Source organism: Acidobacteriota bacterium, assembly GCA_016713675.1.
GTDB lineage: Bacteria > Acidobacteriota > Blastocatellia > Pyrinomonadales > Pyrinomonadaceae > OLB17.
In genome coordinates this window covers 382,282-406,306 of the sequence record JADJOS010000001.1, presented here as the reverse complement: position 1 = coordinate 406,306, position 24,025 = coordinate 382,282, and the positions used below count along the sequence as shown (strand labels likewise).

The following is a 24,025-nucleotide window of genomic DNA, read 5'->3' as shown; positions in this document are numbered from 1 at the left end:
TAACGCAAAACAGCTGAAAAAAGTAGTTTCAGTCGGCCGAGATGACCTAATTGAGTGGATTTGCGATGGTCAGATCGATCTTGATCGGAACGACCCGTTTGAAACTCATGCCAAACTTCTTGAACTTACCGAAAACGAAAACTGTTCCGGTCACGCTCCATTTCTTTTTTGGATCGAGCAGTGCACTTCGGGCGGCGCGTGCCAAATTAAGGGTGCCGACAAAAACACGTGCAGGTTTGGGCAGCGATATCTGTTCGCCCTTTTTGAACGAAAACTCGTGTTTGTATTCCTCGATATCGACCGCGATTCCGTTAATGCGAAAGTCTCGAAATGTTAGAAATTCGACACGGCCGCTGTGATCGACCGGCGATATCCTGGCTCCGGCACTCAAAGTGATCCCGGAAATGCCGTAGTCGGCCACTTCTAGTTCGCCCAGCGTGATAACTGCTTCGCGATCGGTGCTTGCGGGCTGTTTATCCTCGGAACTCCGGACCTGGATCTTTGCGTTGTGGACCTTGTAGCCGCGGATCTTAGCAGGCATTTCCTGAGCGAAGCTAATATTCGCGGACGCAAGGAACCAAACTGCGGTTATTGCGATCAGAATTCTCATTTGCTGCTGCTATTTCGCGGATGTCGTGGTTGAAACTTGGGGAGCGTCACTGTCCGCGTCTGCAATAGATCTCTCGTGATCCTGTTTGATCGAGTCGAGTAACCCGTTTATGAACTGTGTCGCCTCGTAGGTAGAGAATTTCCGTGCGATCTCGAGAGCCTCGTTCAGGGCGACGGTGTCAGGCGTGTCGTGAAAGTACATCTCGAATACCGCTAGCCTGAGCACATTGCGGTCAACAATTGCCATCCGCTCGATACGCCAATGTTCGGCGCGGATCCGGATTATGTCGTCGATCTCAGTTTGTTTGTCGATCGTTCCGCAAACAAGTTTGTTGGCGAATTCGCGGGTTTTGTCATCGTGGTTCGTGTCACCGAGTTCGTTCCAATAATGATCGGTGAGCTGCTGACACGGCGAGTCGTCCATGTCGTGAGCAAAGAGCATCTGCAAAGCCGCTTCGCGGGCCTTATGCCTGGTGCCGGAACCCTTTTCTATATTTTCAAACGACATTCGCTAGACTGATTTCCTAAAAATTCGGTTCAAACCGCTCATTTAAAGCTCGCATTGCGTGAACCGTCTCGATCGCGGACATAGCCGCTTCGTAACCTTTATTATCCGCTTTTTCGCCCGTTCGCGCTAGCGCCTGTTCTAAAGTATCTACGGTGATGACGCCGAACATCACCGGCACGCCGGTATCAAGCGAGGCCCGCATAATACCGGCGGCGGCCTGACCGGCGACGTATTCGAAATGCGGCGTATCGCCGCGGATCACGACCCCGATCGCGATCACCCCGTCATATTGTCGTTTTGCTGCTGCCTTAAAGCACAACAGCGGCAATTCTAACGCTCCCGGAACATCATATCGATCGACATTATCGGCGGACGCTCCGGATTCAACCAGTGCTTCCACCGCACCTGCGGCCAGCCTCGAAGTCAGATCGTGATTCCAGCGACTGACGACAATCGCGAAACGCATGCCCTCGGCCGAAAAATTTTCTCGTATCAGTTCAGTTTTCAACTCTACTCACCTGCACACCGACGTAAATACTAAATGAGAGTATAGAGAACACGGTTTGATAAAGACAAGGGAAGACTGCCCTTTGCAATTCCCGGAGATTCTCTGAATAATAACCGTTAAATGTCTCGCCACATCATCGAAACCGAAGAAACGCTGATCATCGAAACGCCTGAGCGCGTTCCGCTCGAGTTCGCGTTGGCGTCGATCGGGAACCGATTCCTGGCTGTTGCTATCGATCATTTTATTCAGTACTTGTCGATATTCTTGATCGCATGGCTGGTGATAAATCTGGGCAATCTGGGCGGCAGCGGCGGTATAGATGCTCCGGAGCAGTTCTTTTCGGAGATGCCAAAATGGACGCTGGCATTGCTGATAATCGGCGTTTTTCTGATCTTTGCGTCTTATTTCATCTTGTTCGAATGGCTCTGGAACGGCCAGACGCCGGGGAAACGACTGCTCAAGCTGCGCGTCATACGCGAGGACGGCCGCCCGCTGACCTTGTGGGAAGCGATCGCCAGAAATCTCCTGCGTATCTGCGATGCGATCCCCGGATTTGTGCTTCCTGTATATTCGATCGGGCTGATAGCGATCTTCTTAAGTAACCGTGACCAGCGTCTGGGCGATCTTTTTGCCGGAACTGTCGTTATTCGCGAACGCACTGACGAGGCTCCGACATTTATGGAGACGTTCTCAAATCCGGTTAGCGACAGGGCATTCAGCCGAGTGCAAAAGCCCGTCAACACAAATGCGAACGTCGCTAAACTGAACGAAGGTGAGATCGAGGTCGTCGAGAGTTTTCTCCGTCGCCGATGGGATCTGACGGAGCGCCAACGACTCTGGATGGCGTGGCGGATCGCCTTGCCGCTGATGTACAAACTCAAGCCGGAATACAACCTCACGGATTTCACATATGAGGGCTTTCTCGAAGATATCCTCCACCGATTTCATGCACGGCAACGTTATCTGAATTAGACGATCTGACTCGGTGGGTAAGAGCTTACTTTTTGACCATTCGCACTTTTTCGTCCTTCCATTCGTAAACAAATAGTTTTCCGGCATCCTCAGGTGAGATCGAACCACCTAACATCTGGATTGCTCTAGCTAGTACAGGATCATGGCCGTTTGCAAGATCCTCAGCGGTTGGAATAACCCTCTCATCGGGAATGACACCAACTTTTTCGAGGCTTTTCCCGTCTGACATGATCACATCCGCGTTCGTGATGCTCGCTCCGTAAGCTATAGAATCATTCGACATGGTGCCTGTGAAATCAACTGACTGCATCACAGAGCCGGCGGAAACGTCTCCGACTACCTTTCCGCGACCTTCGAGTTGAACGAGCCGCGCGAAGATCTCTGATGCAGAGGCTGAGTCAGCATCGGTTAAAACGACAAGTCGCCCCGTAAAAGTGGAGCCTGATGGCTTACTCTTTTGAGGGTCCATCTTCTTCCGTCCCTTCAATTCAGCAATTGTCAGTTCCTTGTCGAACATAAAGCCCGCAAGTCGTTCAAGGGCTAAAACGTAACCTCCACCATTTCCTCTAAGATCGAGTATTACGCTAGTCGAGGATTTGACTCTGTCCATCAGTGAGTCGATCGAATTGGGATTTAATCCAAATGAGGGCATCTTCCATATCGTGACGCTCCCGATATTCGCGAACAGGTTCAAGTCAAATTCAGTGCCCGAGGAGTAGTACAGTTCAGATAATTGCCCGCCGGCTCGAGCCCCACGGTTTGTGAATAATTTTGACTCGATCTGCAGGTCCCGCGGCTGAGTCCCGCCGGGGCTTAAGACTGATAATCTCAATGCTTTTTGTTTATTTAGCGTGTTGTAGTAATAATTCATCTTCCACAGATCAGTCCGATTTACCGGGTGGCCCTCGATAGTGAGTATCTGATCGCCAACCTTCAGACCCTTTTTCTCGGCATCGCTCTTCGGCTTAACCGTCAGAACAAAGCACTTGTCACCGATCATTCGATCACGCCAGCCATAATCAACATCCAAATTTGTCAGAGGAGGTTGAAAAAAAAGATGAGAATCATTAAAGTCAAGCAATACCTGTGCGATTACGGCGAACCCTTGTCCTAGCGTCTGCACCTGCTTCAATCGCTCTTTTGCGAGACCAAATCTAACGTCAAGATCGATACCGTGGAATGCTGGATCGTAATAATCCCTTTTTATGGCTCCCTGCAAGGTCTGAAGCATCGTAACTAGACGCTCGCGCTCGATAGAGGCTATTTTTTGCTGACCAATTGCATTCGATGAAAAAAGGGTAATCGAGAGACCAAAAACTAAGCAGATCGAACCGCGAACGGCCAAATAGTGAAGAATATTCATCGCAACTCCTAATACAGATCTGGAAGAACGAGTAGTGGCGACATAGTGGCTATACGTGGATAACCGTTTTGCTAGTCGTCTTCGAAAGTGCTATTTTCCATTTTATCACACAATTTAACGACCAAAAGGCTTACCAAGCTTGGCGAACTTAATGTCAAACCAATCAGTACTCATCACCGGCGGTGCCGGATTTATCGGGTCGCATCTTGTTGACCGGCTGATCGCGGAAGGGGCGCGGCAAATCACGGTCATCGACGATCTCAACGATTTCTATTCGCCCGAGATAAAGCGGGCTAACATAGCGATGCATTTGGGCAGCGAGGTCTACCGATTTGTTGAGGCTGATATTCGCGACGTTTCCGCACTCGAAACAGTTTTCAATGAAAGCGAATTTGACTGCATCGTTCACCTTGCCGCACGGGCAGGCGTCAGGCCGAGTCTGAGCCAGCCGCGATTGTATTACGAGACAAACGTCACCGGAACGCTGAATCTGCTCGAGATGGCACGGGTTCATGGCGTCAAACAATTCGTCAACGCCTCATCCTCGAGCGTTTACGGCATCAACAGCCACATGCCGTTTTCCGAAGAAGACCGCATCCAGCAGCCGATCTCACCATATGCGGCGACCAAGGCTGCGGGTGAGCTGCTCTGCCATACATACTCGCACCTGCACGACATTCGCACGGTCTGCTTACGCTTCTTCACCGTTTACGGTGCCCGCCAACGGCCCGATCTGGCGATACATAAATTCACAAAGATGATCTCCGAAGGCATGCCCATTCCCGTCTTTGGCGACGGCACGACGCGGCGTGATTATACGTACATCGACGACATAATACAGGGCGTTCGTGCCTCGATCGATTACGACGCATCGATGCACGAAGTGTTCAACCTCGGCGAATCGCAGACCGTCGAACTCAGGGAATTGATCGCCCTGCTCGAACAATGTCTCGACATGAGCGCTGTCATCGACCGCCAGCCGATGCAGCCTGGCGATGTGCCCATTACCTACGCCGATATCTCAAAGGCCCGCAAGCTGCTCAATTACAATCCGGCCACAACGATCGTCGACGGAATACCGAAGTTCGTCGAGTGGTATAGATCATCCGGAATGACGGTTTGAGTCCTGCCGTGGAAAGCGGGACAAGGTTTCCGGCATGTCACGGCTAAACTTTAGAATACATGAGACTTAAGGCAAAATGCATCCGTTTCGTGTCCCGCCCTGTCCCGCTGTTGTCCCGCTCATTTGCCGTGGTTAGCGGGACAAATAACTATATGTATTTGCAACAATTACAGCAATCCGCGGCCGCTGTCCCGCACTTTTTTGAAAAAAACATACGACAATGTCTTACAGCGAGGCGTTAAGCAGAAACACTGAGCTCGTTGAGTGCGTGGCTGCGTCAAAACTTATCTTGCCTGTTCTCTATTTCGAATTTCAAAGAACTTACGGCTATCGCCCGATTTTATTTCCGATCTTATCATAAAAGTGCAGTGATGTAAACAGATTGCATATGTGCAACACGGGAACGGGTACACGGTGATCGTGGATGTGCCCAGACCAAATCAGGGATAAGCACGATCGGTAACAGCATTATCTGCCGCGAATTCGCGGCGTCACGCCTCTTACTTTATCCATTGTGCAGTACGGGCCGCCTCGTCGATCTTCTTTGCGAGTTCGCTGAGGCCGGGCGGATAGGGTTTGTGGTCGCCTTTCGTCGAACATCCCAAATTGTGGACAACAGTTTTGGTCTGGCCATTCTGTCTGAGCGAGATCGCGATCGTGCTCATATCGGTGGCAAATGACGGACAATTGTTTTGATCGTAATTGTCGTTCAGCTCAAGAAATCCGACTGCGTTGAATTCCGTGATCAAACGGTCGATCTCGTTTCCGCTGATCTTTCCGGCTGCCTTCCCGAGGGTTTTGGTATGCTTTCGGCCATCGAATGTGACGTTACCGTCGGCGTCGATCGTCAGCTCATAGACCGGACATGTGCCGTAACAGGCATTTCGCACGAGCGTGATGGCAAGGTCGTCGCCTCGAACCGCGGTCCGCTTTTTCAGTCCGGGGATAGTTCCGGAGCAGCCCGACAGACCGATGACCAACAACAAGATCGTTATTGCGGTAATCTTCATGGATCAACTCAACTCCATCTAAAGACCCGTTTCATGACCGGCAGCAGCCGATGGCCGGCGACGGTTTCGCGGAAGAATTCTTCGTGTTCGACCTCAACGCGAGCCATGTCCAACAGGTCTTCGACGCAATCGTCCATGCCGAGTTCAGTCGCAAATTTAGCTGCGTCCTCGTACTCGACCGAATTTTGACTCTCTAGCCGCCCGGCGAAATACATCGGCATGAACCAGCCCGAGAGAAAACAGGTCGCCCCAAGCGCGCGGCCGATCGTCCAGAATAACTTCTCTCGAAAGGCTCTAGGCCCGGCATCGAGCTTTGCCAGCCACTCGCCGACACGCCGGCGGTGGTCCCATTCCTCAGCTTCGATCTCTTTGATTCGTTCTTTTTCGGGAGAATCCTTAAGCGATCTCCAGTGGCCGCGATAGGCATAGGCGGCCGCGACCTCGCCGGCGTGGGCGTTTTGGAGGATGCGGACGAGGTTGTGACGGGCGGTACTCATTTCTATGAATTGTAACCGAATATAGGAAAAAGAGGCACTTTGCGAGTCCGGATGGCGAGCCTTTTGCCCTGGCGGTCGTGAACGTTAAACCGGTGATAACGTCGACCTTTTAGCTGCTTGCAAATATAACTCTTCGAGGCCGTGTCTCCGCTTGACAAGTTTTATAATTAGAATCATTCTAATAGCGAATAAAGTCATACGAGTAAAAAATGAACGAGATCGAGAGTTTAGGATTGACCAAACAGCGCCTGGCGGTCCTTCAGGTAATACGCGATTCGTATTCGCACCTGACGGCCAATGAGGTGTTTGAAGACGCTCGGCGTCTGCTTCCGGGTATTTCGTTTGCTATGGTTTACAATTCACTTCGCTATCTCAAGGACGAGGGGCTTATTGGTGAGGTCCGATTCGGTACTGACGCCGCTCGATATGACAGAAACCTCTCACGGCACGACCATGCGAGCTGCAATAAATGTGGAAAGCTCGTTGATCTCGATCTGCGCATTCCGAACGCGTTGATCAAGAAGGCCGCTGAGCTTTCGAGGTTCAGTACCGGTTCAATAGAACTTACGCTGCACGGTTTGTGTCCCGATTGTGCTGAATAGAATGTTAAAACGTTAGTTTTTGGAAATAATATAAAAGAAAAATAGGGGAGACCATCAAAATGGAAAATACAGAAGACCAAAATAGTGGCGAAGCATTAGAAATCAACGATTCGAGCCGATGCCCTTTCACGGGCGGAGCGATCAATTTTACGACCAGCACCAAGCGGTCTAACCGCGATTGGTGGCCGAATGCATTGGATCTCAAGATCCTGCGTCAAAATTCCGAGCTTGCGGACCCGATGGGCGATGGATTTAATTACGCTGAAGAGTTCAAGTCGCTTGACCTCAATGCCGTGATGGATGACCTTAAGGCACTGATGACCGATTCGCAGGATTGGTGGCCGGCCGATTACGGACACTATGGGCCTTTCATGATCCGTATGGCATGGCATGCTGCCGGTACGTATCGTGTATCTGACGGCCGCGGAGGAGCCGGACAGGGCGAACAGCGTTTTGCACCGACCAATAGCTGGCCCGACAACGGAAACCTCGACAAAGCGCGACGTTTGCTCTGGCCGATCAAACAAAAGTACGGCCGCAAACTCTCGTGGGCAGATCTTTTCGTCCTAGCAGGTAATGCGGCTCTTGAGTCGATGGGCTTCAAAACATTCGGCTTTGGCGGAGGACGTGCTGACGTCTGGCAGCCGCAGGAAGATGTCTATTGGGGTTCTGAAGGCGAATGGCTCGGCAACAAGCGTTACAGCGGCGAACGCGACCTCGAGAATCCGCTCGCTGCGGTTCAGATGGGACTGATCTACGTCAATCCCGAAGGCCCTGACGGCAATCCTGACCCGCTTCTCTCTGCACGCGACATACGTGAAACATTTGCCCGTATGGCAATGGACGACGAAGAGACAGTTGCCCTGACGGCCGGCGGTCATACGTTTGGTAAGGCTCACGGTGCAGGTGATGCTGCTAACGTCGGAATCGAACCGGAAGGCGGTGCTATCGAAGCTCAAGGCTTTGGCTGGTTGAGTACGTACGGTTCGGGCAAAGGCGCCGACACGATCACGAGCGGCATCGAAGGCGCCTGGACGCCGACGCCGATCACGTGGGACAACAGCTATTGGGAAACGCTTTTCGGCAACGAGTGGGAACTGACCAAGAGCCCTGCCGGTGCTAATCAGTGGCGACCGGTCGGTGTCGAACCGAACGTTCCCGACGCCGCAGACCCGAACAAAAAGCACCTGCCGATGATGACGACCGCCGACATGGCGATGCGTATGGACCCGGCGTATGAAAAGATCTCACGTAGATTTATGGAAAATCCGCAGGAATTCGCGGATGCATTTGCACGAGCGTGGTTCAAGCTGACGCACCGCGATATGGGCCCAAAGGCGCGCTATCTCGGACCGCTCGTTCCCGCCGAAGATCTGATCTGGCAGGATCCTGTTCCAGCCGGCACGCGTATCGACGCCGGAGACGAAGCCGCTCTCAAGGCGAAGATACTGGCATCCGGATTGACGGTCTCGCAGCTCGTCTCGACCGCTTGGGCGTCGGCATCGACGTTCCGCGGCAGCGACAATCGCGGCGGAGCAAACGGTGCACGTATTCGCCTGTCGCCGCAGAAGTTCTGGGAAGTGAACAATCCGGTACAGCTCGACCATGTGCTTGGCGTGTTGGGCGGCATTCAGGCTGAGTTCAACGCGAGCGGTAAAACGGTCTCGATGGCCGATCTGATCGTTCTCGGCGGATGTGCTGCGGTCGAAAAAGCGGCCAAGGACGCCGGACACGACATTTCGGTGCCGTTCACATCAGGACGCGGCGATGCGACGCAAGAGCAGACCGAGGTCGACTCGTTCAAATACCTCGAACCGCAAGCTGACGGTTTCCGCAATTACAAGAAGGGCCTCCACAAGACGCCCGCAGAGGAATTGCTGGTCGACAAGGCACAGCTTCTCGGCCTGACGGCTCCTGAAATGACCGTACTTCTTGGCGGCCTCCGCGTTCTTGGTGCAAATTGGGACGGCTCGAACCACGGTGTATTCACATCGCGTCCGGGCACATTGACGAACGATTTCTTCACCAATCTGCTCGACATGAGTACTAAGTGGGAACCGTCCGGCGAAGCCTACGAAGGACGCGACCGCAAGAACGGCGATCTGAAATGGACCGGTACCCGCGTCGATCTCGTCTTCGGCTCGAACTCAGAACTGCGTGCCCTGGCTGAGGTCTATGCTTGTGCCGACGGCGGCGACAAATTTGTCAAAGATTTTGTCGCGGCGTGGAACAAGGTGATGAACGCCGATCGCTTCGATCTGGCGTAAACTCGATGAGTATCGATCGCAAAGGCGGCCCGGAAACGAGCCGCCTTTTTTCGCTTCAGGAACCGGCTTTGACGGACGATTCGATCATACCTTTAAGAACATCGATATCAATATCCGCGAGCTTATTGATATAGAGGCAGCCGACGCCCGTCTTGTGTTTGCCTAGTTTTTCGAGTGCGGCAGCATGTTCTTTGATGCCGACACTGATGTAAAGAGAAAGATTTGCTTTACGCGGAGAGAAACCGATCCGAAGCCAGTCGACCTCGCGGCCGGTCTTGGGACTCTTATATCGTTTAATTCCAAAACCGACGATCGAACTGCTCCATAAAACAGGATCTTCGCCCGATGCCTGTTTCATCATTTCCATGATCACGAAGCTGTCTTTGCGCTTTTGTTCGTCGGGAATTGCATTGAGAAAATCCTCGACGCTCGCCGTCGTCGGTTTTGTCTTTATTTCAGCCAGTTTGCCTTTCTTTTCAGCCATTTACACCCTCAGTGAGCCGCGAAATCCGCGTGCCGCGTAATAAGATTCAGCGCCGTTATGATAGATGAAAACGCGTCCGTAACGCCAGTCGCCGAAGATCGCTCCGCCGAGCTCGCGGATGTCCGATGGCGTTTCGATCCAACTGGAGGTTTTGGTATCGAAACGTCCCAGCTTTTGCAGCTCTATGTATTCTTTTTCGTTTAAGAGCTTAATGCCCATTTCGGCGGCCCTTTCGAGTGAGCTGCTTTCGGGTTTATGTTCTTTGCGCGATTCCCAGGCGGCGCGATCGTAACACAGACTCCGGCGGCCTTTGGGGCTTTCCGGTGAGCAATCGCAGAAGATAAACTCGCCCGTTGCTTTGTCATAACCGACTACGTCCGGTTCGCCGCCGGTCCGTTCCATCTCACTTAGCGACCATAGTTTTGCGGTGTCGGATTCCAACTTCGCCTGCACTTTTGCCCATTCAAGGCCTTTGTGGCGGTCCATGTTTTTTTCGAAGCGCGTTTTTAGTTCGCTGAGCAGCTCTTCGCGGTCGGCGGGTAACAGCTCGTTTCTATTGGTCTTCATATTAAAGAATTAACCTTCGCTCGCGAGGACGGCCTCGAGCCGGTCGAGATTTTCAATGTTGGCATTTTCGAGAAAAGAACGCATACTCGTTACGAACGCGGCGTTCTCAAATTCCTGTCGCCAGTCTAGTCGAGTTCCGCCGTCATGCTCGGTGAGCGTGATCGTCAGGTTGTATCGCGGCAATACAACGTGCTCGATCACGATCCTTCTTTCGGGATCGATCTCGCGGAAGACGCTTTCGTTGTGGTAATCACGGCCGTCCGGGCCGTGCATCACGAAGATCCAACGCCCGTCGGGCTTGAACTCGCACAGCTCGAACGTATTGGTAAAACCGGCCGGCCCCCACCACCGGGCAAGTTTGTCGGGCTGCTCAAAAGCCGCGAAGATCGCTCGCGGACTTGCTGAAAATAAACGCTCCGTGTGAATGACACCATTCTTTTCTGATTTGGGATCCATTTTTTGTTCCACTTCACACAAGCTTTCTGCCCGCTGGCCTAAAATACCACGAAACCACGGTCAGAATCATCAACAGCACCGACGGAAAGATCTCGCCAAACGGATCGCCCATCGTGACGTGCGAAACGAGAGCTCCGGTCGTGACGAAGAAAAACCCCGCATACGCCCATTCCTTTACAAGAGGTAATTTTGGAGCAAGTATCGCTAAAACGCCCAATATCTTCCAGATGCCGAGAATCGTAAGAAGGTACGACGGATATCCCAAGCGGGCGACGTTCTCGACACCTTCGGGAATTCTCATCAACTGCACGACCGCACTCGATGTCATTCCCAACGCGAGCCAGATCGTCGCGATCCAATAGATGATCTTATGTGCTTTTGTCATTGTAGGTATTTTAATTGCGAGGACAGAAAAAGAACAATACGTAAACATCCGCATCGCCGATCTCGAAAGCGCGTATCAGGTCTATTGCTTTTCGGGTTTCGCATTGAGAAAGTCGTTGATCATTGGGACGATCGTCGTCATCCGGTCCATTAGGGTGACATGGGTTGTGTTGGGTAATATGGCGAGTCTTGATTCGGCACGCGGCCGCATGTCGCCATGGATATTGCCGCCGCCTTTGAGGCGGTACAGTTCGGCGATGTGTTCGAACCGTACGCCGTCGGCGTCGCCGTGGATGTAGAAAAACGGGGCTTTGGTCGCCTTGAGAAGGCCTGCTCCAAAGTCGTATGGTTTCGAAGCCATCGCGGCGATGCGCCCCACGAATTGCGGAAATTCGTTCGGCGTCGGGCTCAGTTTCTTGTACTCGGCCTCCATAGGCGATCCCTTGACGACTTCGGCCGTGAGTCCCGCGAGCGCATCGACGCCTTCTTTGACCCAGCCGTCGCGGCGGAACACGGCAGAAATGCTGACAACCTTGCGCACTTTTTCCGGATGGCGGATCGCACACTGAATCGCGACGCCCCCGCCCAAGCTGTAACCGATGATGTCCGCCCGCCCGATCTTGAGATGCTCGAGCAACTCGGAGACATCGTCGGATATGTTTTCGAAAGTAATGTCGCGTTTGATGTCGGCCGTGCGCCCGTGGCCCTGCATTTCGACGGCGATCACTTTCCGCGTTTTGGCGAGTTCGCCGATCCAATCATTCCAGTCACCCGAGATCGCCATGAACGCCCCATGCAGCAGCACCACAGGCTCACCGCTGCCGTGGATCTCGTAATACATCTTGAGTCCGTTAACTGGCGCGTAGCCCGTAGTTGGTTTCTGCTGCCCTAATACAACACCGGACAAAAGCATAATTATAAAGAAACCTGTTAACTTCATATTTATCTCCAATCAAAGAATTCACCACGGAGTCACAGAGGACACTGAGAATGCAATTAATAATTCATTTGGCAATATTCAACCTATTCACCAAAAAAGGCCCTTCCCACAAACTCTGTGCCCTCCGTGCCTCTGTGGTGAATCCTCTTAATCTTCCTTTATCTGGGGAGCCCCGGTTTTTACGTCGCCGTCGCGTTCGTATGTGATGCAGATGTTGCCGTTTGGCGAGATCAGGCTTTCGGTTACCTTGAAGGACGCTGGGATCGTGCCGTCCTGGAAGAGGCGTTTTCCCTCGCCGAGCGTGATCGGCATTATCATTAGCTCCAACTCATCGACCAGGTCGTTTTTGAAAAGCGTCTGAAGCAGGTCTGCACTTCCGAATACGTACAGATCGGGCCCGTCTGTTTGTTTGAGTTCGCGTACCTTTTCCGCGAGGTCGCCGCCCAAAAAGACCGTCGGCTGCCAATCGCTCGACGTGCGCGTGTTCGAGGCGACGTACTTCGTCGCGGTCATCACATGCGGCCAGAAATGCGAGTGCGTCGGCCAATACGGCTCCCACATGTCAAACGTCTTCCGCCCCAACAGCAGATCGACCTCTTTTCCCAGCCGCCTCTGTATCACGGTCCCGGCTTCCTCGTCCGTATATCCGAAAAACCACCCTTCATACTTAAACCCGTCCTCCGGGCTCGACTGTATGACACCATCGATCGTCATGAATTCTGCTGCAATTATCTTTCTCATATTCTCCTTTCAAATGCTGTCAACGTGCTATGGCTTGCTCTGCTTCTGAGGTTGCCAAATATACTTTCCGGTACGATCGATATATCCGTGCCTTCCATCGTTCGTGACGACATATGCTAGTCCACCAGCAAAGCTTTCCACGGAATGAAGACGTCGAGGCTTGATAACCATCCTTCCTTGCTTATCTATAAAACCGATTTTTCCGTTGTCCTCCACCCATGCAAGGCCTTCGGAGAAATGGTCCGTATACTTATACCTAGCAGGAATGACTAGCCTTCCTTTCTTATTGATGTAACCGAATTTTGATCCGACCCGCCAACGTGACAGACCTTCTGAAAAGCTTCCAGAAACGATGGAACAATCTCCTTTTGCGTCATTCTTGAACTTTGGAATTAAAACTGTCTTTCCAGTCTTGTCTATATAGCCGCATTTACCATTTATTTTTCCATCCGCCCACCCTTCAGAGAATGCACTTAGATCGTCGAAAATTGCTGGAATGACATATCGCCCAGTTTTGTCGATACACCCATATTTCGCATCGAGTCCGGAACTGGAACACGAAAGCCCTTCGGTGAAGTGGTAACCATAGGCAAAGAAGGGTTCAATCACCATCTTTCCCGTTTTGTCTATAAATCCTTTCTTGTAATCGATCTCAACGAGAGCCAGCCCTTCGCGAAAGCCCTCGAAATTTTCCGCAATGCCTCGCAGTTCTCCATACTGTGGTTCAATTACGAATTTGCCAGTTTTGTCGATGAATCCCCACTTACCGTAAAACCCATATTCGTCTCCGCCGACCTGAACCCGAGCTAGCCCCTCTGAAAAATCTCTCGCTTTGCTGAATTGCGGAGGAATAACCATATTTCCCTTCTCATCGACATAGCCCCACTTGTTATTGATCTCTACGCGCGCAAGACCCTCCGAAAAATCCCCGGCGACGTCAAATTGCAACGGAATCACAATTTTGCCCTGTCTATTTATGAAACCCGCCTTGCCCGGCTTGTACACTGGGAATCGGGTCGGCTGAGCTACGACGGAAAAGGATTCCAAAAGCAGAGCTAGAAAAAACATTGCTTTTATTGATAATTGAATCATCGTTTACGCTCGTGTCTCACCTCGCCTTTTTATCCCTATTCTCAAACCCAAATCGTATTGCCCTTTCGAGAACATCGGTGTTTATATCTTTTAGAGTTTTGAATCGGATGCAATACCCGGTCACGGTCGCTTTGCCTAGGTCTTTGCCGTATGTTTCGGCCAGGTATTTCTTGTCTTCGATGCCGAGGATATAGACGGAGATCCCGGTTTTGTTTGGGCTCAGGCCGATCTGATAGAACTCGCGGATCGTCCCGTCGGCGTATTTGTGGTCGCGAGACCCGTACCCGATGTCCGGATTAGAAACGACCTTGCCTTCGGCGTTCTTGCCATCGAGAAACCACAATTTACATCCCGGATCTACTCGCGAAATGAGTTGATGCAACTGCTCGATCTCACTGCGTTTTGGTTCCGGGTGACCCGCAATAAACTGTTTGATGTGTTCTTGTACGTCCATATAAAAATAAAGATCGTTTAGCCACGAATGGCACGAATGGCACGAATTTTTTTATTAGTGATATTCGTGTAATTCGTGGCTAAAACTCTTAGCTCTCCTTCAATGTTACGAGCAGTTCTTCCAGATTTTGCAGCTGCGCTTTTGTTCCTTCGACAAAGCCGAATTCGATCATGCGCTCAAGCCGTTCGAGCGATTTGTTGTAGATAGAAACGTGAACCGTCGTCTTTCCGTCTTGTTCGCTGAAATTCAGGTCCCAATCGGAGCCCGGTAATTCCACATTCTCGTCGGCGTCGGCGAATGTATTGAAGAGCTTGAAATTCGTCTTAGGCGTGATCGAAGTATATTTCTGCAAGACCCAACGCTCGACGCCTTCGGGGCTTACCATTGCGTAAAATCTCTTGCCGCCAACGGCAAAGTCCATGACCTTTGTTCGTGATGCGAAAGGTTTCGGGGCCCACCACTGGTCGAGCAGTTCCGCGTTTGTATATGCGTTCCAGACGAGCGACAGCTCGGCATTAAACTCTTTGGTTATCGTGACCGTTTTCGTTTCTTTGTTGACTATAAAATCCATTTCCATGTTAGATCTCCTCCGCCAGCACTTCGTCGAGCCGCGTGTAGCTTGTCTCCATGCCGTCTGTCATACCGGTTGCGAGGGCTGCATCGCGGTCGGCCTGTGACGCATACTTGATCGTGGTCGCGACGTTCGTGATTCCGTCGATCTCGTCGAAAGTGACGGTGATGATCGACGGTTCGCCGCCCATCGAGATGCCCATGTTGCCCGGATCGAAAGCTTGCGTATGCACGATCTTGGCGTGCGGAACTACCTCCAAAACCTCGCCGGTGAATCCGAACTCCATGCCGTCTTCGTCATTGCGCCAACGCCATTGATACTCGCCGCCGACACGCATATCCATCTCGCAGACAGGCATCGACCAATTAGGCGGACCTGTACACCAACGACGCAATAGATCCGGTTCCATGTACGCCCGCCACACTAATATGGCGGGAGCGTCGAAGCTCCGTTTGACGAGCACCTCGGTTTCTGACGGCAGGCTTGCTTCGGCTGGTTTCATATCTTTCGCTCCTGTTTCTCTTGTTGTTTCAGCTCGGCAAGCAACGTATCGAGCTGCTCGTACCGCGTTTCCCAGATCTTTCTATATTGCTCTAACCACTCGTCGATCTCTTTCATTTTGCTGATCTCCAGTTGGTAATAGATCTCCCGCCCCTCTCGCGACTGTTTGATAACCTCGCACTCCGCCAAAATGCGTAGATGTTTAGAAACTGCCTGCCGCGAGGTGTCAAAATGCTCCGCAATAGCATTCGGCGTCATCGCCTGCAACGCGATCAACGCAATGATCGCCCGCCTCGTCGGATCAGCTATGGCCTGGAAAATATCTCGTTTCATGACTTCGAAGAAGAGTATGCAACCAAACGGTTGCATATGTCAAATGCAACCGAATGGTTTCGTAAGTTTTAAGGAGGAAATTAGATGCGGAATTTACAGTTTATTGATTCGTGGTTACGAGCCGGCCGCCCACGATCGCCATCGGCAGCAGCATCGCCGTAAAGATGACGTGATACCAAATTGGAACATGCTGCCACGACATGACTGCCTTTGCGATGCCCATGAGTAAAAGCAGAATGCCGACGAACAGCGGAGCTCGTGAGTTTTCACCGGCGATCAGTGCAGCGAGAGATCCGGCCATTACCGAGACTATTGAACCGGTCACGATATGCGTGAGCAGCATGGTCGTGTCGGCTGTGAACTGCCCACCATTCTTGATCGCCTCTTCGAACGCCTTTTGATGAACGCCGAACGCCGGCCAGATCGCCGAAAGCCCTTTTTCGCTGACGAACCATACCATGATCCAGGAAATAAATCCACCAATAACTCCGAAAACAATTCGTAACATAGAGGCCTCCTTCTAATCCCCGACTCCGGCCCATTCCAGAGCCTGTTGTTCATCGAAGAACGTGCGAAACTCGATGACCTTTCCGTAGCGGAATGTGAATACGTCGCCGGTGCGGCCTTCGAGCCAGTCGGTTTGGTCTTTGAGTCTTACGTGAACGTGGGCCGAGACTACGATCTTGTCGCCCAAGACGGTGAACTGTGCGGGTTCGCAGGTGCCTTCGGCCCAAGTCGAGCGGCCAGCGGTGACGTGCTCCTTTACCGCTTCGATACCGTGAAATTCTCCAGCCATCGGTGACCCCTCAAATTCGATACGCACGATCTGCGGGTCAAAATCCTTGACGAACCCGTCGGTGTCGTTCCGGTTGAGCGCGGCGTAGGCTTGTTTTAGAACGTCGATCTCGGCTGCACGCTGCGGTGTAAGATCGTTCATACGCAGTTGATAGATTCCTGTGTCACTCACGGGTTTACCGGAATCGAGATCTATCGGTACGCCGATGCCGGCGGGGTTCCGCAGTATTCCTTTTCGGTGGTGCCGAGGAGTTTGTGATTTACGTCGAAAGAATAGCGGCGGACCGAACTTAGTTTTCCGCCATTCCTGCAAATGCGCGTTTCGTTGGTTGCCGCACCGATATCAAGAAACCAAACGCGGGCAGTCGCGAGTTGCTTGGCATCGCTCGTATACTTGCCGCCGGCAAGTGCGTATGAGTAAACCATTCCGGTTTTCTCGTTGATGACCAGACGCAGCTTGTCAGCTTTGAGTGCAGCTTTGTATGGTGCATGTTTTGACTCAATATCGCCGGTCAGCTTTTTCTGGCCGACGTCACACCAATTCTCCTTGATCTCTTTTATGGTTCCTTTCCAGTGGATCCTGGGAAAGCCATATGTGGCCTCCATGACGTACTCCTGAACCTGAGTATCAGGCGAGATGCCGCTTGCGATCATCTTATCGTAATATTCGATACAGCGGTCAAACATCACCGGCAACGGGTTCGGTTCCTGAGTATTGATCGCCCAGCCCTTGAATCTACTGTAATTTACGTCATCCTCAATAGATTGGGCGCGAGCGGTGGAGGTCAAAGAAACGATCGCCAGTGCGAAGCAAAGAATAATGATCCTCATCGTAGATCTCCTTTCCGTCGAAAATTTGTTTCGCAAGTATATCTCTGCCCCGCAACGGAATCAATAACTTTTTGCGTCAGAGGATGGAGCTGAAGCAGGTTAAATTGATGCGATTTGAGAATAATACACCATTTTTACCGTTTCGCAGGCCCCTTTATGCGCTTCGTGAGGCACTTTGAGGGCTTCGTGAGCGAGTTGCAGTACTTCGCGTTAGTCTTTCCGGGTCGCGCAAGCGATCGATAACCAACGGCGAGCTTTGAAGCCTAATCAATGAGCCTTTCATCGAGATGCCGTGGTAATATCGGGCCATGAAGATATTACTCCTAATAGCCTTTCTTTGTATTACGTGTTGCGGCCAAACCCGCAAGTCTCCCGACCAAACACAAGGAGCGACAGTTAACTACGAAAAGGTCGAGCTCTGTCAGCTGCAAGACGATCCGGGAGCCTACAATCAAAGGCTTATCGAGATCACAGCTTTTGCCTCTCACGGGTTTGAGGATTCATCGATCTATGATCCGGCATGCCCGCGTCCGTTGGGCATTTGGATGGAGTTCGGCGGCGTCAACCGTACGGGCACAATGTATTGCTGCGGGGAAAGTGATGTGCGCAAGGCGCCTGAATCACTGACGGTTGAGGGAATCGAAACCTCACTGAAAGAAGACAAAGAGTTTAAGAAATTTGACGAGTTACTTCACGTCGGCGGCGGCAGGAACGTACACGCCACACTTCGTGGAAGGTTCTTTTCGGGAACGAAAGAAAAGTTTCCAGGCGGTGAGCATTGGGTTGGGTATGGCCATTTCGGAATGTTCAGCCTATTCGTGATCCAAGAAGTCGTTTCTGTCGATCCGCATGACCTTGCCGAACTTGACTATGCGTCGAGCGTCGAGAGTCCAGACCTCGACAAAGAGGGTTGTGGAAGCATGGGCTACCTTGATACCGATAAAGCCCCTCGTCTGATCGAACTACAGACGCAGGCAGATAGAGGAAGCGATACATGGCGCTACGACCAGCCCGAGCGCGTTGCAGTCGAGTCCTTGGCGAAATCTGCGAATGTTTCGTTGGGCGGAATTCGTCTGAAAGAAATCAAAAAGACAGCGTACAGAGCAATTTATTACTGGCAGCCAAAGGGTAAGCGGGGCGTGCGTTACATGGTTGTCGTGAATCGCCCGTATTGGCTATCGTTCCGCGCAAAGGAGCGCGCACGAACGATCTGGGCTGCGGCTCAGATATACAGTATTTGCTCGTAACTAAGGGTCCGCGGTGCGGTTGCCGGAACTTCGCACCCACACTTCACTAAACTCAAAACTGGACGACAAACTTACACTGCGGCGACACGGTTGTAGACGGTATTTCGTTCGACGGCTTCGAAGCCCGCTCGTTCGATCATTTCGATGATCTCTTGTTTGGTCATCTTTACTTCGCCGCCGGATTCGACCGAGTAACGGTGGCTTTGCCGAATATCAATTGGCCTTGACTCCCAGGCCTTGGAGTTGAGCTTGTGCCTGCTTGTTGTTTGGGTCGAGCTTTAGTACCTTGCGAAATTCGGCGATCGCCTCGACCTTCTTGCCTAGCTCGACGAACATCATTCCGCGAACGAAATAGAGAGCGGCCTCGGTCGGGTTGAGTTTGACCCCGGCCTGGTGATCGGAGTTCGACGCCTTCATGTCGCCTTTCATCCCGTGAGCGTAACCACGAAATGCGTAACAGGGTGCGGCATCGGCTTTCAACCGCAGGCACTCTTTCAGGGTCTTGATCGCGCCATCGTAGTCCTTTTGAGAAAGCTGTCGTCTGCCCTCGGCGGCGAACGATTCTGCAGTCGGCTGCTCGGACCGAGGTGTTGTCGGTTGAGTGGCCACCGCGGCCGGGGCAAGCTTGGCAAGCTTTGTCTTTGCGGTGTAGTTATTGGGTTCAAGCGTGAGCGCCGCTCGGTAATCGGCGACAGCTTTTGCCCGCTCGCCTTTCTCTTCAAAGAGCCCGGCTCGACTTGTGTAAGTATAGGCGCTTGGTTCGAGCGTAATTACCTTTGTGTAGTCCGCGATGGCCGCTTCGACATCGCGCCTTGGATTGAAGAATGGTGATGCATGAACGGTCGCCCTAAGCGCGTATGCTCCGACATGTTCGGGGTTGAGCTTTATTGCAGAAGTGAAGTCAGCGATGGCCCGATCGTTCATTTGTTCGAGCGAATAGGTGTTGCCACGTTGGTAATAGGCCTCAGCCAACTCTCGGGTATTTCCGTTTTTCGACAGGATCTCGATAGCACGGTCATATTCAGGCCTGAGCGACGCGTAACCGCTGCCCATGAAAGATCGCCGCAAGGTCGTTTTCGCCACCAGAGCCTCGCCTTTTTTGGGATCGAGCTCAAGGGCCTTATCAAAGTCTGTAAAGGCAGCCTCGCTCGCTTCTTTCCGTATGGTCTTGGCGGCTGCTTCATCCTTGAGATATGTGTTTCTCGCCTTTTTGTCGTAGATCAATCCGCGCCGGTAAAAAACGTCACCGCTGCGGGGCGAACTCGCGACGGCCTTGTTCGCATCGGCGATCGCCAGATCAAAATCGCCTTTGCTCGCATAGACACCGGCACGAATGGTGAGTGCTTCCACAGACTTAGGATTCTTGCGAAGGCATTCCTCCGCTTTCGCAAGAGCCTGCGAATAGTCTTTAGACTTTACGGCCGCCGCCGTTGCCCGCTCAACCTCGACTACACATTGGAGCTTGCTCTGCGCGGTTACTAAACCAGCAACAAATAAAACAACCGAAAACAGAACAACCAGCCTGATTGCATTCACCTTAAAAAGCCTCATATCTACGCTCCAACCTTCTCTACTCGATTGTAAACGGTGTCTCTTTCCACGGCTTCGAAGCCCGCTCGTTCGATCATGTCGATGATCTCTTGCTTGGTCATTTTTACTTCGCCGCCGGACTCGACCGAGTAGGCGTGGGTTAGTTCGCCGCCGTCGGTGATGGTGCCGTCGAGGTCGTTGGCGCCGAAGTGGAGGGCGGTCTGGGCGGTGGCTTTGCCGAGCATGACCCAGTAGGCCTTGATGTGGTCGAAGTTGTCGAGCATCAGGCGTGAGACGGCGATGGTCTTGAGATTGTCGATCGCGTCGGGGCCGGGAAGCGTGTCGAGGGCCGATCCCGGCGGGTAGAATGCGAGCGGGATAAAGCATTGGAATCCGCCGGTTTTGTCCTGCTGCTCGCGGAGGCGGACAAGGTGGTCGATTCGGTCTTCGATGGTCTCGATGTGGCCATAGAGCATCGTGGCGTTGGTCTTGAGGCCGGCGGCGTGGACCTTGCCGGCGAGTTCGAGCCAGCGGTCGGCGTCGCATTTGTGATCGCAGATCCTGCTGCGCGTCGGTTCGGCGAAGATCTCTGCTCCTCCGCCGGGGCACGAATCCATTCCGGCCGCGTGGAGTTTGTTGATCACGTCTTCGTCCGACATTTTGTAAAACCGCGCAAAGAAATCGAGCTCGACCATCGTCAGGGCCTTGAGATGAAGCTTTGGGAACTCGCGTTTGAGCGATGAGAAAAGATCGGTGTAGTACTCGAAGGGGAGCTTGCTGTTCAGGCCGCCGACGATGTGCAGCTCGGTGGCACCTTCGTTGACCGCCTCGCGGGCGATCTCGATACCTTCTTCGATCGAATGAGTATAGGCGTCGTCCTGCCGTGCACGGCGATAAAACCCGCAAAATTTGCAATCGGCGACGCAGATATTCGTATGGTTGAAATGGCGGTTGACGTTGTAATACGTCGTCAGGCCGTGCTTTTTCCGCCGCACGGTGTCCGCAAGTTTGCCGAGAGCGTTGAGGTCGGTCGTGCTGTAGAGAGCCATTCCTTCGTCAAACGTCAGCCGTTCGCCGTCCTCGACCTTGAACGCGATGTCTATTAAATTTTTATCAAATGAGAACTGCATAATGTTTTTGATATTCTAACAGATTCTATTCGTCTTTCCGCGACGGACAGATGTCGGCGAGGACACATTCAGTGCATTTTGGTTTTTTGGCGTTGCAAACGCGGCGGCCGTGCCAGGTGATCCATTGGCCGAATTGGATCCAGTCTTTTTTGGGGACGAGTTCTATAAGTTCACGCTCGATCTTGTCCGCGGTTTTCTGCTCTGAAATGCCAAGCAGTCCCGACAGGCGAATGTTGTGCGTATCGACGACGATGCCGGCCGCGATGCCGAGCGCGTCGCCAAGGACGACGTTTGCGGTCTTGCGTCCAATGCCGGGCAAAGTGAGCAGTTCTTCCATTGTTTCGGGCACTTTTCCGCCGAAATCCTCGATCAGCTTTTGGCTCACGGCCCGAATGCTCTTCGCTTTTTGCCGGAAAAATCCCGACGCGTAAATATCCTTTTCGAGTTCCTCGACCGGAACGGCCAGATAATCCGCCGGCCCGCGGTATTTACGAAACAGCTCGGGCGTGATCTTGTTGACATTCACATCAGTATTCTGTGCGGCGAGGATAGACGCGATCATCAGCTCGAACGGCGTACCGTAATCAAGTTCGACATGGACGTCAGGATAGAGTTTCTTAAGCCGCTTCGCGATCTCAGCGACGCGGCCTTTTTTGTCGTCGATCATCCGGTTATTATACGACAATCCGCGCCGCCGATTTCGACCTAGGCTGGTCATGGTTGTCAACTTTTTTCACGCGGCCTGCATCTATTGGTTAGCAATTGTGGATAATGGGGAAATGATGAAAAGAACTGCGGTCATTGGTTTGCTGGTTTTGTGTATGTCTTGGGCGGCGTTCGGCCAAGTTCCGGTCGGGATCGTGAAAAAAGATCTGCCGCAGGCGGAGATCGACCGGATAATCAAGAAATTCACTACCAACGAAGGGCTGTTTCGTCGAGCTCTGAACATTTACGCATTCAAGCGATTTGCGACGATACAGACGATCGGCATGGGCGGGCAGATCACCGGCACCTACAAACGCGATTCGTATCTGACCTTTAGCGAAGCCGGCGACCGATTCGAAAAGATCCTGTTCTTTCCGATGTCCTCTCTCAAGGAGATAAGCGTTTCCAAGGAAGATATCGACAATCTAGGCGGCATCGATCCGTTCGCGATCGAGCCGAGGCTTGTCGATCAATACAAATTCGATTACCTCGGCAAAGAACGTATCGACGAACTCGACCTGTATGTTTTTGATGTCGGGCCAAAAGTCATGCCGGATGCCAAAAAGGGTGTCGCTAAGTTTTTCCAGGGCCGCGTTTGGGTCGATGACGAAGGGCTGATGATCGTCAAAACACAGGGAAAGGCCGTGCCCGAGGGCAAACAGCGGTTTCCGATCATCGAGACGATCCGCGAAAATGTCGACGACAGATTTTATTTCCCGACGTATTCGAGTTCGGACGATACGCTCGTTTTTCCAAATGGACAGGTCGTCAAGATGAAGGTCCGCGTCCGCTATTCGGACTACACCATCGGAAAGACCGATGTCATTATCCTCGACGACGACGATCCGCGGGCCAAACCGCAGCCGACTCCGAGCCCGAAACCGTAAACCATAGACAGGAGACTAGAGAATTCAGATCGCTAGTCTCTTGTATCTTGTCTCCCATAGTCATTCGACAGTTCGGATGCGATCGCCTCTCGCGTCTGCAGCAATACATCCATAAGATCTGCGTCAGGGTCGAGGCCGGCGGTCTCGATCGGAGGGAGCAGGACCATTTCGATCTCGCCTGCGTACGCAACGCCCGTGCGTTTGCCCATCATCCAATCGGTATTCTTTATCGCGACCGGAATGATCGGCGAACCGGTCTGAAAGGCGAGGTGGAAGGCTCCTTTCTTGAACGGCAGCAGTTCGCCCGGCATAGCTCGCGTACCTTCGACAAACACGCCGAACGAATAGCCGTCGTCCATCACCTGGCGTGCCTTTTCCATCGAACGAATAGCCCGTTCCGGATTCGAACGGTCGACTGCGATGATATTCACAAAGCTCATTCCTTGGCCAAAGATCGGGACCTTTAGCAGTTCCTTCTTCGCAACCAAACCCATCTTCGGGCCGGCATAAAAGAACAGCGTCGCAGTATCGAGATAGGATCGGTGATTTGACGCGAAAACGTATGAACGGTTCGGGTCGACATTTTCGACGCCTTTAACAGTCACCGTTGCCCCGCAGGTTCTCAGCCAAGTGCGAGCACCCCATTTGCACAGTGGGAAAAGCCACATTCTGCGGTCTATCAATGACAAAAAGATCATTGCCGGCATCGCTATCAGCAAGATCATCGATCCGGCGACCAGCCAGCTCCACCAATACCTAATTTTTCCGCTAAGGCGCGATTTGTTATGCTCTTTGACAGGAAAGGTCAGTTTTATGTTTTCGTGGCTGGCTGATTCTGCCATAGATAATTTGGCCGCTAAGACGCGGAGTCGCAGAGTCCGGAACACTAAGATTATGAGCAATTTACTTCGGATTAGA

Annotated in this window: 30 protein-coding genes; 6 read left to right on the top strand and 24 right to left on the bottom strand. The window is 52.3% G+C overall.

What is annotated here, in order from left to right:
- Positions 1 to 46: 46 nt before the first annotated feature.
- Genes IPK01_01900 through IPK01_01890 form a run of 3 tightly spaced genes read right to left on the bottom strand, consistent with a single transcriptional unit; the run spans position 47 to position 1,583 of the window.
- On the bottom strand, positions 47 to 610 hold the full coding sequence (locus tag IPK01_01900; GenBank protein ID MBK7932253.1) for a hypothetical protein: 564 nt from the start codon (positions 608 to 610) through the stop codon (positions 47 to 49).
- A 9-nt stretch (positions 611 to 619) separates the two neighbouring features.
- Positions 620 to 1,117 (bottom strand): transcription antitermination factor NusB, encoded by a 498-nt coding sequence (gene nusB / locus IPK01_01895; protein MBK7932252.1) that lies wholly within the window; start codon positions 1,115 to 1,117, stop codon positions 620 to 622.
- Between the two features lie 16 nt (positions 1,118 to 1,133).
- A complete protein-coding gene (locus IPK01_01890; protein MBK7932251.1) occupies positions 1,134 to 1,583 on the bottom strand; it encodes a 6,7-dimethyl-8-ribityllumazine synthase in 450 nt (149 codons plus the stop codon).
- 162 nt (positions 1,584 to 1,745) lie between these two features.
- Here IPK01_01890 and IPK01_01885 point away from each other — a divergent pair, with 162 nt between their 5' ends.
- Positions 1,746 to 2,597, top strand: coding sequence for an RDD family protein (locus tag IPK01_01885; protein ID MBK7932250.1), 852 nt, complete (start codon positions 1,746 to 1,748; stop codon positions 2,595 to 2,597).
- A gap of 25 nt (positions 2,598 to 2,622) precedes the next feature.
- On the opposite strand, the gene IPK01_01880 is transcribed toward IPK01_01885, so the two are convergent.
- Positions 2,623 to 3,828: a PDZ domain-containing protein gene (locus tag IPK01_01880; protein ID MBK7932249.1), complete on the bottom strand. Its 1,206-nt coding sequence runs from the start codon at positions 3,826 to 3,828 to the stop codon at positions 2,623 to 2,625.
- Positions 3,829 to 4,111: 283 nt separating this feature from the next.
- On the opposite strand from IPK01_01880, the gene IPK01_01875 reads away from it, so the two are divergent.
- Entirely contained in the window at positions 4,112 to 5,083 is a 972-nt protein-coding gene (locus tag IPK01_01875; GenBank protein ID MBK7932248.1) for an SDR family NAD(P)-dependent oxidoreductase, read from the top strand.
- A gap of 500 nt (positions 5,084 to 5,583) precedes the next feature.
- Here IPK01_01875 and IPK01_01870 read toward each other — a convergent pair whose 3' ends face one another.
- Positions 5,584 to 6,093 carry a hypothetical protein gene (locus tag IPK01_01870; GenBank protein MBK7932247.1) on the bottom strand — a complete coding sequence of 170 codons (510 nt, stop codon included), beginning with the start codon at positions 6,091 to 6,093 and terminating at the stop codon, positions 5,584 to 5,586.
- Positions 6,094 to 6,101: 8 nt separating this feature from the next.
- Positions 6,102 to 6,590 (bottom strand): demethoxyubiquinone hydroxylase family protein, encoded by a 489-nt coding sequence (locus IPK01_01865; GenBank protein MBK7932246.1) that lies wholly within the window; start codon positions 6,588 to 6,590, stop codon positions 6,102 to 6,104.
- A 209-nt stretch (positions 6,591 to 6,799) separates the two neighbouring features.
- Between IPK01_01865 and IPK01_01860 the strand changes: the two genes are divergently transcribed.
- Both IPK01_01860 and katG read left to right on the top strand, forming a co-directional pair.
- On the top strand, positions 6,800 to 7,192 hold the full coding sequence (locus IPK01_01860; protein ID MBK7932245.1) for a transcriptional repressor: 393 nt from the start codon (positions 6,800 to 6,802) through the stop codon (positions 7,190 to 7,192).
- Positions 7,193 to 7,251: 59 nt separating this feature from the next.
- Positions 7,252 to 9,459, top strand: coding sequence for a catalase/peroxidase HPI (gene katG / locus IPK01_01855; protein MBK7932244.1), 2,208 nt, complete (start codon positions 7,252 to 7,254; stop codon positions 9,457 to 9,459).
- A 55-nt stretch (positions 9,460 to 9,514) separates the two neighbouring features.
- Here the strand turns inward: katG and IPK01_01850 are convergent, their stop codons facing one another.
- The 14 genes from IPK01_01850 to IPK01_01785 all read right to left on the bottom strand — a co-directional run bounded on the left by IPK01_01850 (position 9,515) and on the right by IPK01_01785 (position 17,608).
- Positions 9,515 to 9,922, bottom strand: a complete 408-nt coding sequence (locus tag IPK01_01850) for a DUF1801 domain-containing protein (protein ID MBK7932243.1) — start codon at positions 9,920 to 9,922, stop codon at positions 9,515 to 9,517.
- Between the two features lie 21 nt (positions 9,923 to 9,943).
- Positions 9,944 to 10,510 carry a DUF4256 domain-containing protein gene (locus IPK01_01845; GenBank protein MBK7932242.1) on the bottom strand — a complete coding sequence of 189 codons (567 nt, stop codon included), beginning with the start codon at positions 10,508 to 10,510 and terminating at the stop codon, positions 9,944 to 9,946.
- Between the two features lie 9 nt (positions 10,511 to 10,519).
- Positions 10,520 to 10,966: an SRPBCC domain-containing protein gene (locus IPK01_01840; GenBank protein MBK7932241.1), complete on the bottom strand. Its 447-nt coding sequence runs from the start codon at positions 10,964 to 10,966 to the stop codon at positions 10,520 to 10,522.
- 13 nt (positions 10,967 to 10,979) lie between these two features.
- Positions 10,980 to 11,351, bottom strand: a complete 372-nt coding sequence (locus IPK01_01835) for a DoxX family protein (protein MBK7932240.1) — start codon at positions 11,349 to 11,351, stop codon at positions 10,980 to 10,982.
- An 81-nt stretch (positions 11,352 to 11,432) separates the two neighbouring features.
- Positions 11,433 to 12,263: an alpha/beta hydrolase gene (locus IPK01_01830; GenBank protein MBK7932239.1), complete on the bottom strand. Its 831-nt coding sequence runs from the start codon at positions 12,261 to 12,263 to the stop codon at positions 11,433 to 11,435.
- A gap of 174 nt (positions 12,264 to 12,437) precedes the next feature.
- Entirely contained in the window at positions 12,438 to 13,031 is a 594-nt protein-coding gene (locus IPK01_01825) for a dihydrofolate reductase family protein (GenBank protein MBK7932238.1), read from the bottom strand.
- 27 nt (positions 13,032 to 13,058) lie between these two features.
- Positions 13,059 to 14,123 (bottom strand): WG repeat-containing protein, encoded by a 1,065-nt coding sequence (locus IPK01_01820; GenBank protein ID MBK7932237.1) that lies wholly within the window; start codon positions 14,121 to 14,123, stop codon positions 13,059 to 13,061.
- A 16-nt stretch (positions 14,124 to 14,139) separates the two neighbouring features.
- Positions 14,140 to 14,577: a DUF1801 domain-containing protein gene (locus tag IPK01_01815; protein MBK7932236.1), complete on the bottom strand. Its 438-nt coding sequence runs from the start codon at positions 14,575 to 14,577 to the stop codon at positions 14,140 to 14,142.
- Positions 14,578 to 14,665: 88 nt separating this feature from the next.
- Positions 14,666 to 15,154, bottom strand: coding sequence for an SRPBCC domain-containing protein (locus IPK01_01810; protein MBK7932235.1), 489 nt, complete (start codon positions 15,152 to 15,154; stop codon positions 14,666 to 14,668).
- Position 15,155: 1 nt separating this feature from the next.
- Complete coding sequence (locus IPK01_01805; GenBank protein MBK7932234.1) at positions 15,156 to 15,650, bottom strand: SRPBCC family protein; 495 nt, start codon at positions 15,648 to 15,650, stop codon at positions 15,156 to 15,158.
- A complete protein-coding gene (locus IPK01_01800; GenBank protein ID MBK7932233.1) occupies positions 15,647 to 15,982 on the bottom strand; it encodes a winged helix-turn-helix transcriptional regulator in 336 nt (111 codons plus the stop codon). The genes IPK01_01805 and IPK01_01800 overlap by 4 nt, the downstream gene beginning before the upstream one ends.
- Before the next feature lie 100 nt (positions 15,983 to 16,082).
- Positions 16,083 to 16,490, bottom strand: a complete 408-nt coding sequence (locus IPK01_01795) for a hypothetical protein (protein MBK7932232.1) — start codon at positions 16,488 to 16,490, stop codon at positions 16,083 to 16,085.
- A 12-nt stretch (positions 16,491 to 16,502) separates the two neighbouring features.
- Complete coding sequence (locus tag IPK01_01790) at positions 16,503 to 16,919, bottom strand: nuclear transport factor 2 family protein (protein ID MBK7932231.1); 417 nt, start codon at positions 16,917 to 16,919, stop codon at positions 16,503 to 16,505.
- A 50-nt stretch (positions 16,920 to 16,969) separates the two neighbouring features.
- Complete coding sequence (locus IPK01_01785) at positions 16,970 to 17,608, bottom strand: hypothetical protein (GenBank protein MBK7932230.1); 639 nt, start codon at positions 17,606 to 17,608, stop codon at positions 16,970 to 16,972.
- Between the two features lie 308 nt (positions 17,609 to 17,916).
- On the opposite strand from IPK01_01785, the gene IPK01_01780 reads away from it, so the two are divergent.
- Positions 17,917 to 18,855 carry a hypothetical protein gene (locus tag IPK01_01780; protein MBK7932229.1) on the top strand — a complete coding sequence of 313 codons (939 nt, stop codon included), beginning with the start codon at positions 17,917 to 17,919 and terminating at the stop codon, positions 18,853 to 18,855.
- 213 nt (positions 18,856 to 19,068) lie between these two features.
- Here the strand turns inward: IPK01_01780 and IPK01_01775 are convergent, their stop codons facing one another.
- From IPK01_01775 to nth, 3 genes are read right to left on the bottom strand one after another with little or no spacing between them, the layout of a single operon-like run.
- Positions 19,069 to 20,406, bottom strand: a complete 1,338-nt coding sequence (locus tag IPK01_01775) for a tetratricopeptide repeat protein (GenBank protein ID MBK7932228.1) — start codon at positions 20,404 to 20,406, stop codon at positions 19,069 to 19,071.
- Positions 20,407 to 20,408: 2 nt separating this feature from the next.
- Entirely contained in the window at positions 20,409 to 21,515 is a 1,107-nt protein-coding gene (gene mqnE, locus IPK01_01770) for an aminofutalosine synthase MqnE (protein MBK7932227.1), read from the bottom strand.
- A 25-nt stretch (positions 21,516 to 21,540) separates the two neighbouring features.
- Complete coding sequence (gene nth, locus IPK01_01765) at positions 21,541 to 22,182, bottom strand: endonuclease III (protein MBK7932226.1); 642 nt, start codon at positions 22,180 to 22,182, stop codon at positions 21,541 to 21,543.
- 112 nt (positions 22,183 to 22,294) lie between these two features.
- Here nth and IPK01_01760 point away from each other — a divergent pair, with 112 nt between their 5' ends.
- Positions 22,295 to 23,107 carry a hypothetical protein gene (locus IPK01_01760; GenBank protein ID MBK7932225.1) on the top strand — a complete coding sequence of 271 codons (813 nt, stop codon included), beginning with the start codon at positions 22,295 to 22,297 and terminating at the stop codon, positions 23,105 to 23,107.
- 32 nt (positions 23,108 to 23,139) lie between these two features.
- Here the strand turns inward: IPK01_01760 and IPK01_01755 are convergent, their stop codons facing one another.
- Positions 23,140 to 23,949 (bottom strand): 1-acyl-sn-glycerol-3-phosphate acyltransferase, encoded by an 810-nt coding sequence (locus IPK01_01755; GenBank protein MBK7932224.1) that lies wholly within the window; start codon positions 23,947 to 23,949, stop codon positions 23,140 to 23,142.
- Positions 23,950 to 24,025 lie beyond the last annotated feature (76 nt).

What these genes read in the sequence shown, in the direction of transcription:
- IPK01_01900 (MBK7932253.1), bottom strand. Translation starts at nt 610, where the DNA reads ATGAGAATTCTGATCGCAATAACCGCAGTTTGGTTCCTTGCGTCCGCG.
- nusB (MBK7932252.1), bottom strand. Translation starts at nt 1,117, where the DNA reads ATGTCGTTTGAAAATATAGAAAAGGGTTCCGGCACCAGGCATAAGGCC.
- IPK01_01890 (MBK7932251.1), bottom strand. Translation starts at nt 1,583, where the DNA reads ATGCGTTTCGCGATTGTCGTCAGTCGCTGGAATCACGATCTGACTTCG.
- IPK01_01885 (MBK7932250.1), top strand. Translation starts at nt 1,746, where the DNA reads ATGTCTCGCCACATCATCGAAACCGAAGAAACGCTGATCATCGAAACG.
- IPK01_01880 (MBK7932249.1), bottom strand. Translation starts at nt 3,828, where the DNA reads ATGCTTCAGACCTTGCAGGGAGCCATAAAAAGGGATTATTACGATCCA.
- IPK01_01875 (MBK7932248.1), top strand. Translation starts at nt 4,112, where the DNA reads ATGTCAAACCAATCAGTACTCATCACCGGCGGTGCCGGATTTATCGGG.
- IPK01_01870 (MBK7932247.1), bottom strand. Translation starts at nt 6,093, where the DNA reads ATGAAGATTACCGCAATAACGATCTTGTTGTTGGTCATCGGTCTGTCG.
- IPK01_01865 (MBK7932246.1), bottom strand. Translation starts at nt 6,590, where the DNA reads ATGAGTACCGCCCGTCACAACCTCGTCCGCATCCTCCAAAACGCCCAC.
- IPK01_01860 (MBK7932245.1), top strand. Translation starts at nt 6,800, where the DNA reads ATGAACGAGATCGAGAGTTTAGGATTGACCAAACAGCGCCTGGCGGTC.
- katG (MBK7932244.1), top strand. Translation starts at nt 7,252, where the DNA reads ATGGAAAATACAGAAGACCAAAATAGTGGCGAAGCATTAGAAATCAAC.
- IPK01_01845 (MBK7932242.1), bottom strand. Translation starts at nt 10,510, where the DNA reads ATGAAGACCAATAGAAACGAGCTGTTACCCGCCGACCGCGAAGAGCTG.
- IPK01_01840 (MBK7932241.1), bottom strand. Translation starts at nt 10,966, where the DNA reads ATGGATCCCAAATCAGAAAAGAATGGTGTCATTCACACGGAGCGTTTA.
- IPK01_01835 (MBK7932240.1), bottom strand. Translation starts at nt 11,351, where the DNA reads ATGACAAAAGCACATAAGATCATCTATTGGATCGCGACGATCTGGCTC.
- IPK01_01830 (MBK7932239.1), bottom strand. Translation starts at nt 12,263, where the DNA reads ATGCTTTTGTCCGGTGTTGTATTAGGGCAGCAGAAACCAACTACGGGC.
- IPK01_01825 (MBK7932238.1), bottom strand. Translation starts at nt 13,031, where the DNA reads ATGAGAAAGATAATTGCAGCAGAATTCATGACGATCGATGGTGTCATA.
- IPK01_01820 (MBK7932237.1), bottom strand. Translation starts at nt 14,123, where the DNA reads ATGATTCAATTATCAATAAAAGCAATGTTTTTTCTAGCTCTGCTTTTG.
- IPK01_01815 (MBK7932236.1), bottom strand. Translation starts at nt 14,577, where the DNA reads ATGGACGTACAAGAACACATCAAACAGTTTATTGCGGGTCACCCGGAA.
- IPK01_01810 (MBK7932235.1), bottom strand. Translation starts at nt 15,154, where the DNA reads ATGGAAATGGATTTTATAGTCAACAAAGAAACGAAAACGGTCACGATA.
- IPK01_01805 (MBK7932234.1), bottom strand. Translation starts at nt 15,650, where the DNA reads ATGAAACCAGCCGAAGCAAGCCTGCCGTCAGAAACCGAGGTGCTCGTC.
- IPK01_01800 (MBK7932233.1), bottom strand. Translation starts at nt 15,982, where the DNA reads ATGAAACGAGATATTTTCCAGGCCATAGCTGATCCGACGAGGCGGGCG.
- IPK01_01795 (MBK7932232.1), bottom strand. Translation starts at nt 16,490, where the DNA reads ATGTTACGAATTGTTTTCGGAGTTATTGGTGGATTTATTTCCTGGATC.
- IPK01_01790 (MBK7932231.1), bottom strand. Translation starts at nt 16,919, where the DNA reads ATGAACGATCTTACACCGCAGCGTGCAGCCGAGATCGACGTTCTAAAA.
- IPK01_01785 (MBK7932230.1), bottom strand. Translation starts at nt 17,608, where the DNA reads ATGAGGATCATTATTCTTTGCTTCGCACTGGCGATCGTTTCTTTGACC.
- IPK01_01780 (MBK7932229.1), top strand. Translation starts at nt 17,917, where the DNA reads ATGAAGATATTACTCCTAATAGCCTTTCTTTGTATTACGTGTTGCGGC.
- IPK01_01775 (MBK7932228.1), bottom strand. Translation starts at nt 20,406, where the DNA reads ATGAGGCTTTTTAAGGTGAATGCAATCAGGCTGGTTGTTCTGTTTTCG.
- mqnE (MBK7932227.1), bottom strand. Translation starts at nt 21,515, where the DNA reads ATGCAGTTCTCATTTGATAAAAATTTAATAGACATCGCGTTCAAGGTC.
- nth (MBK7932226.1), bottom strand. Translation starts at nt 22,182, where the DNA reads ATGATCGACGACAAAAAAGGCCGCGTCGCTGAGATCGCGAAGCGGCTT.
- IPK01_01760 (MBK7932225.1), top strand. Translation starts at nt 22,295, where the DNA reads ATGATGAAAAGAACTGCGGTCATTGGTTTGCTGGTTTTGTGTATGTCT.
- IPK01_01755 (MBK7932224.1), bottom strand. Translation starts at nt 23,949, where the DNA reads ATGGCAGAATCAGCCAGCCACGAAAACATAAAACTGACCTTTCCTGTC.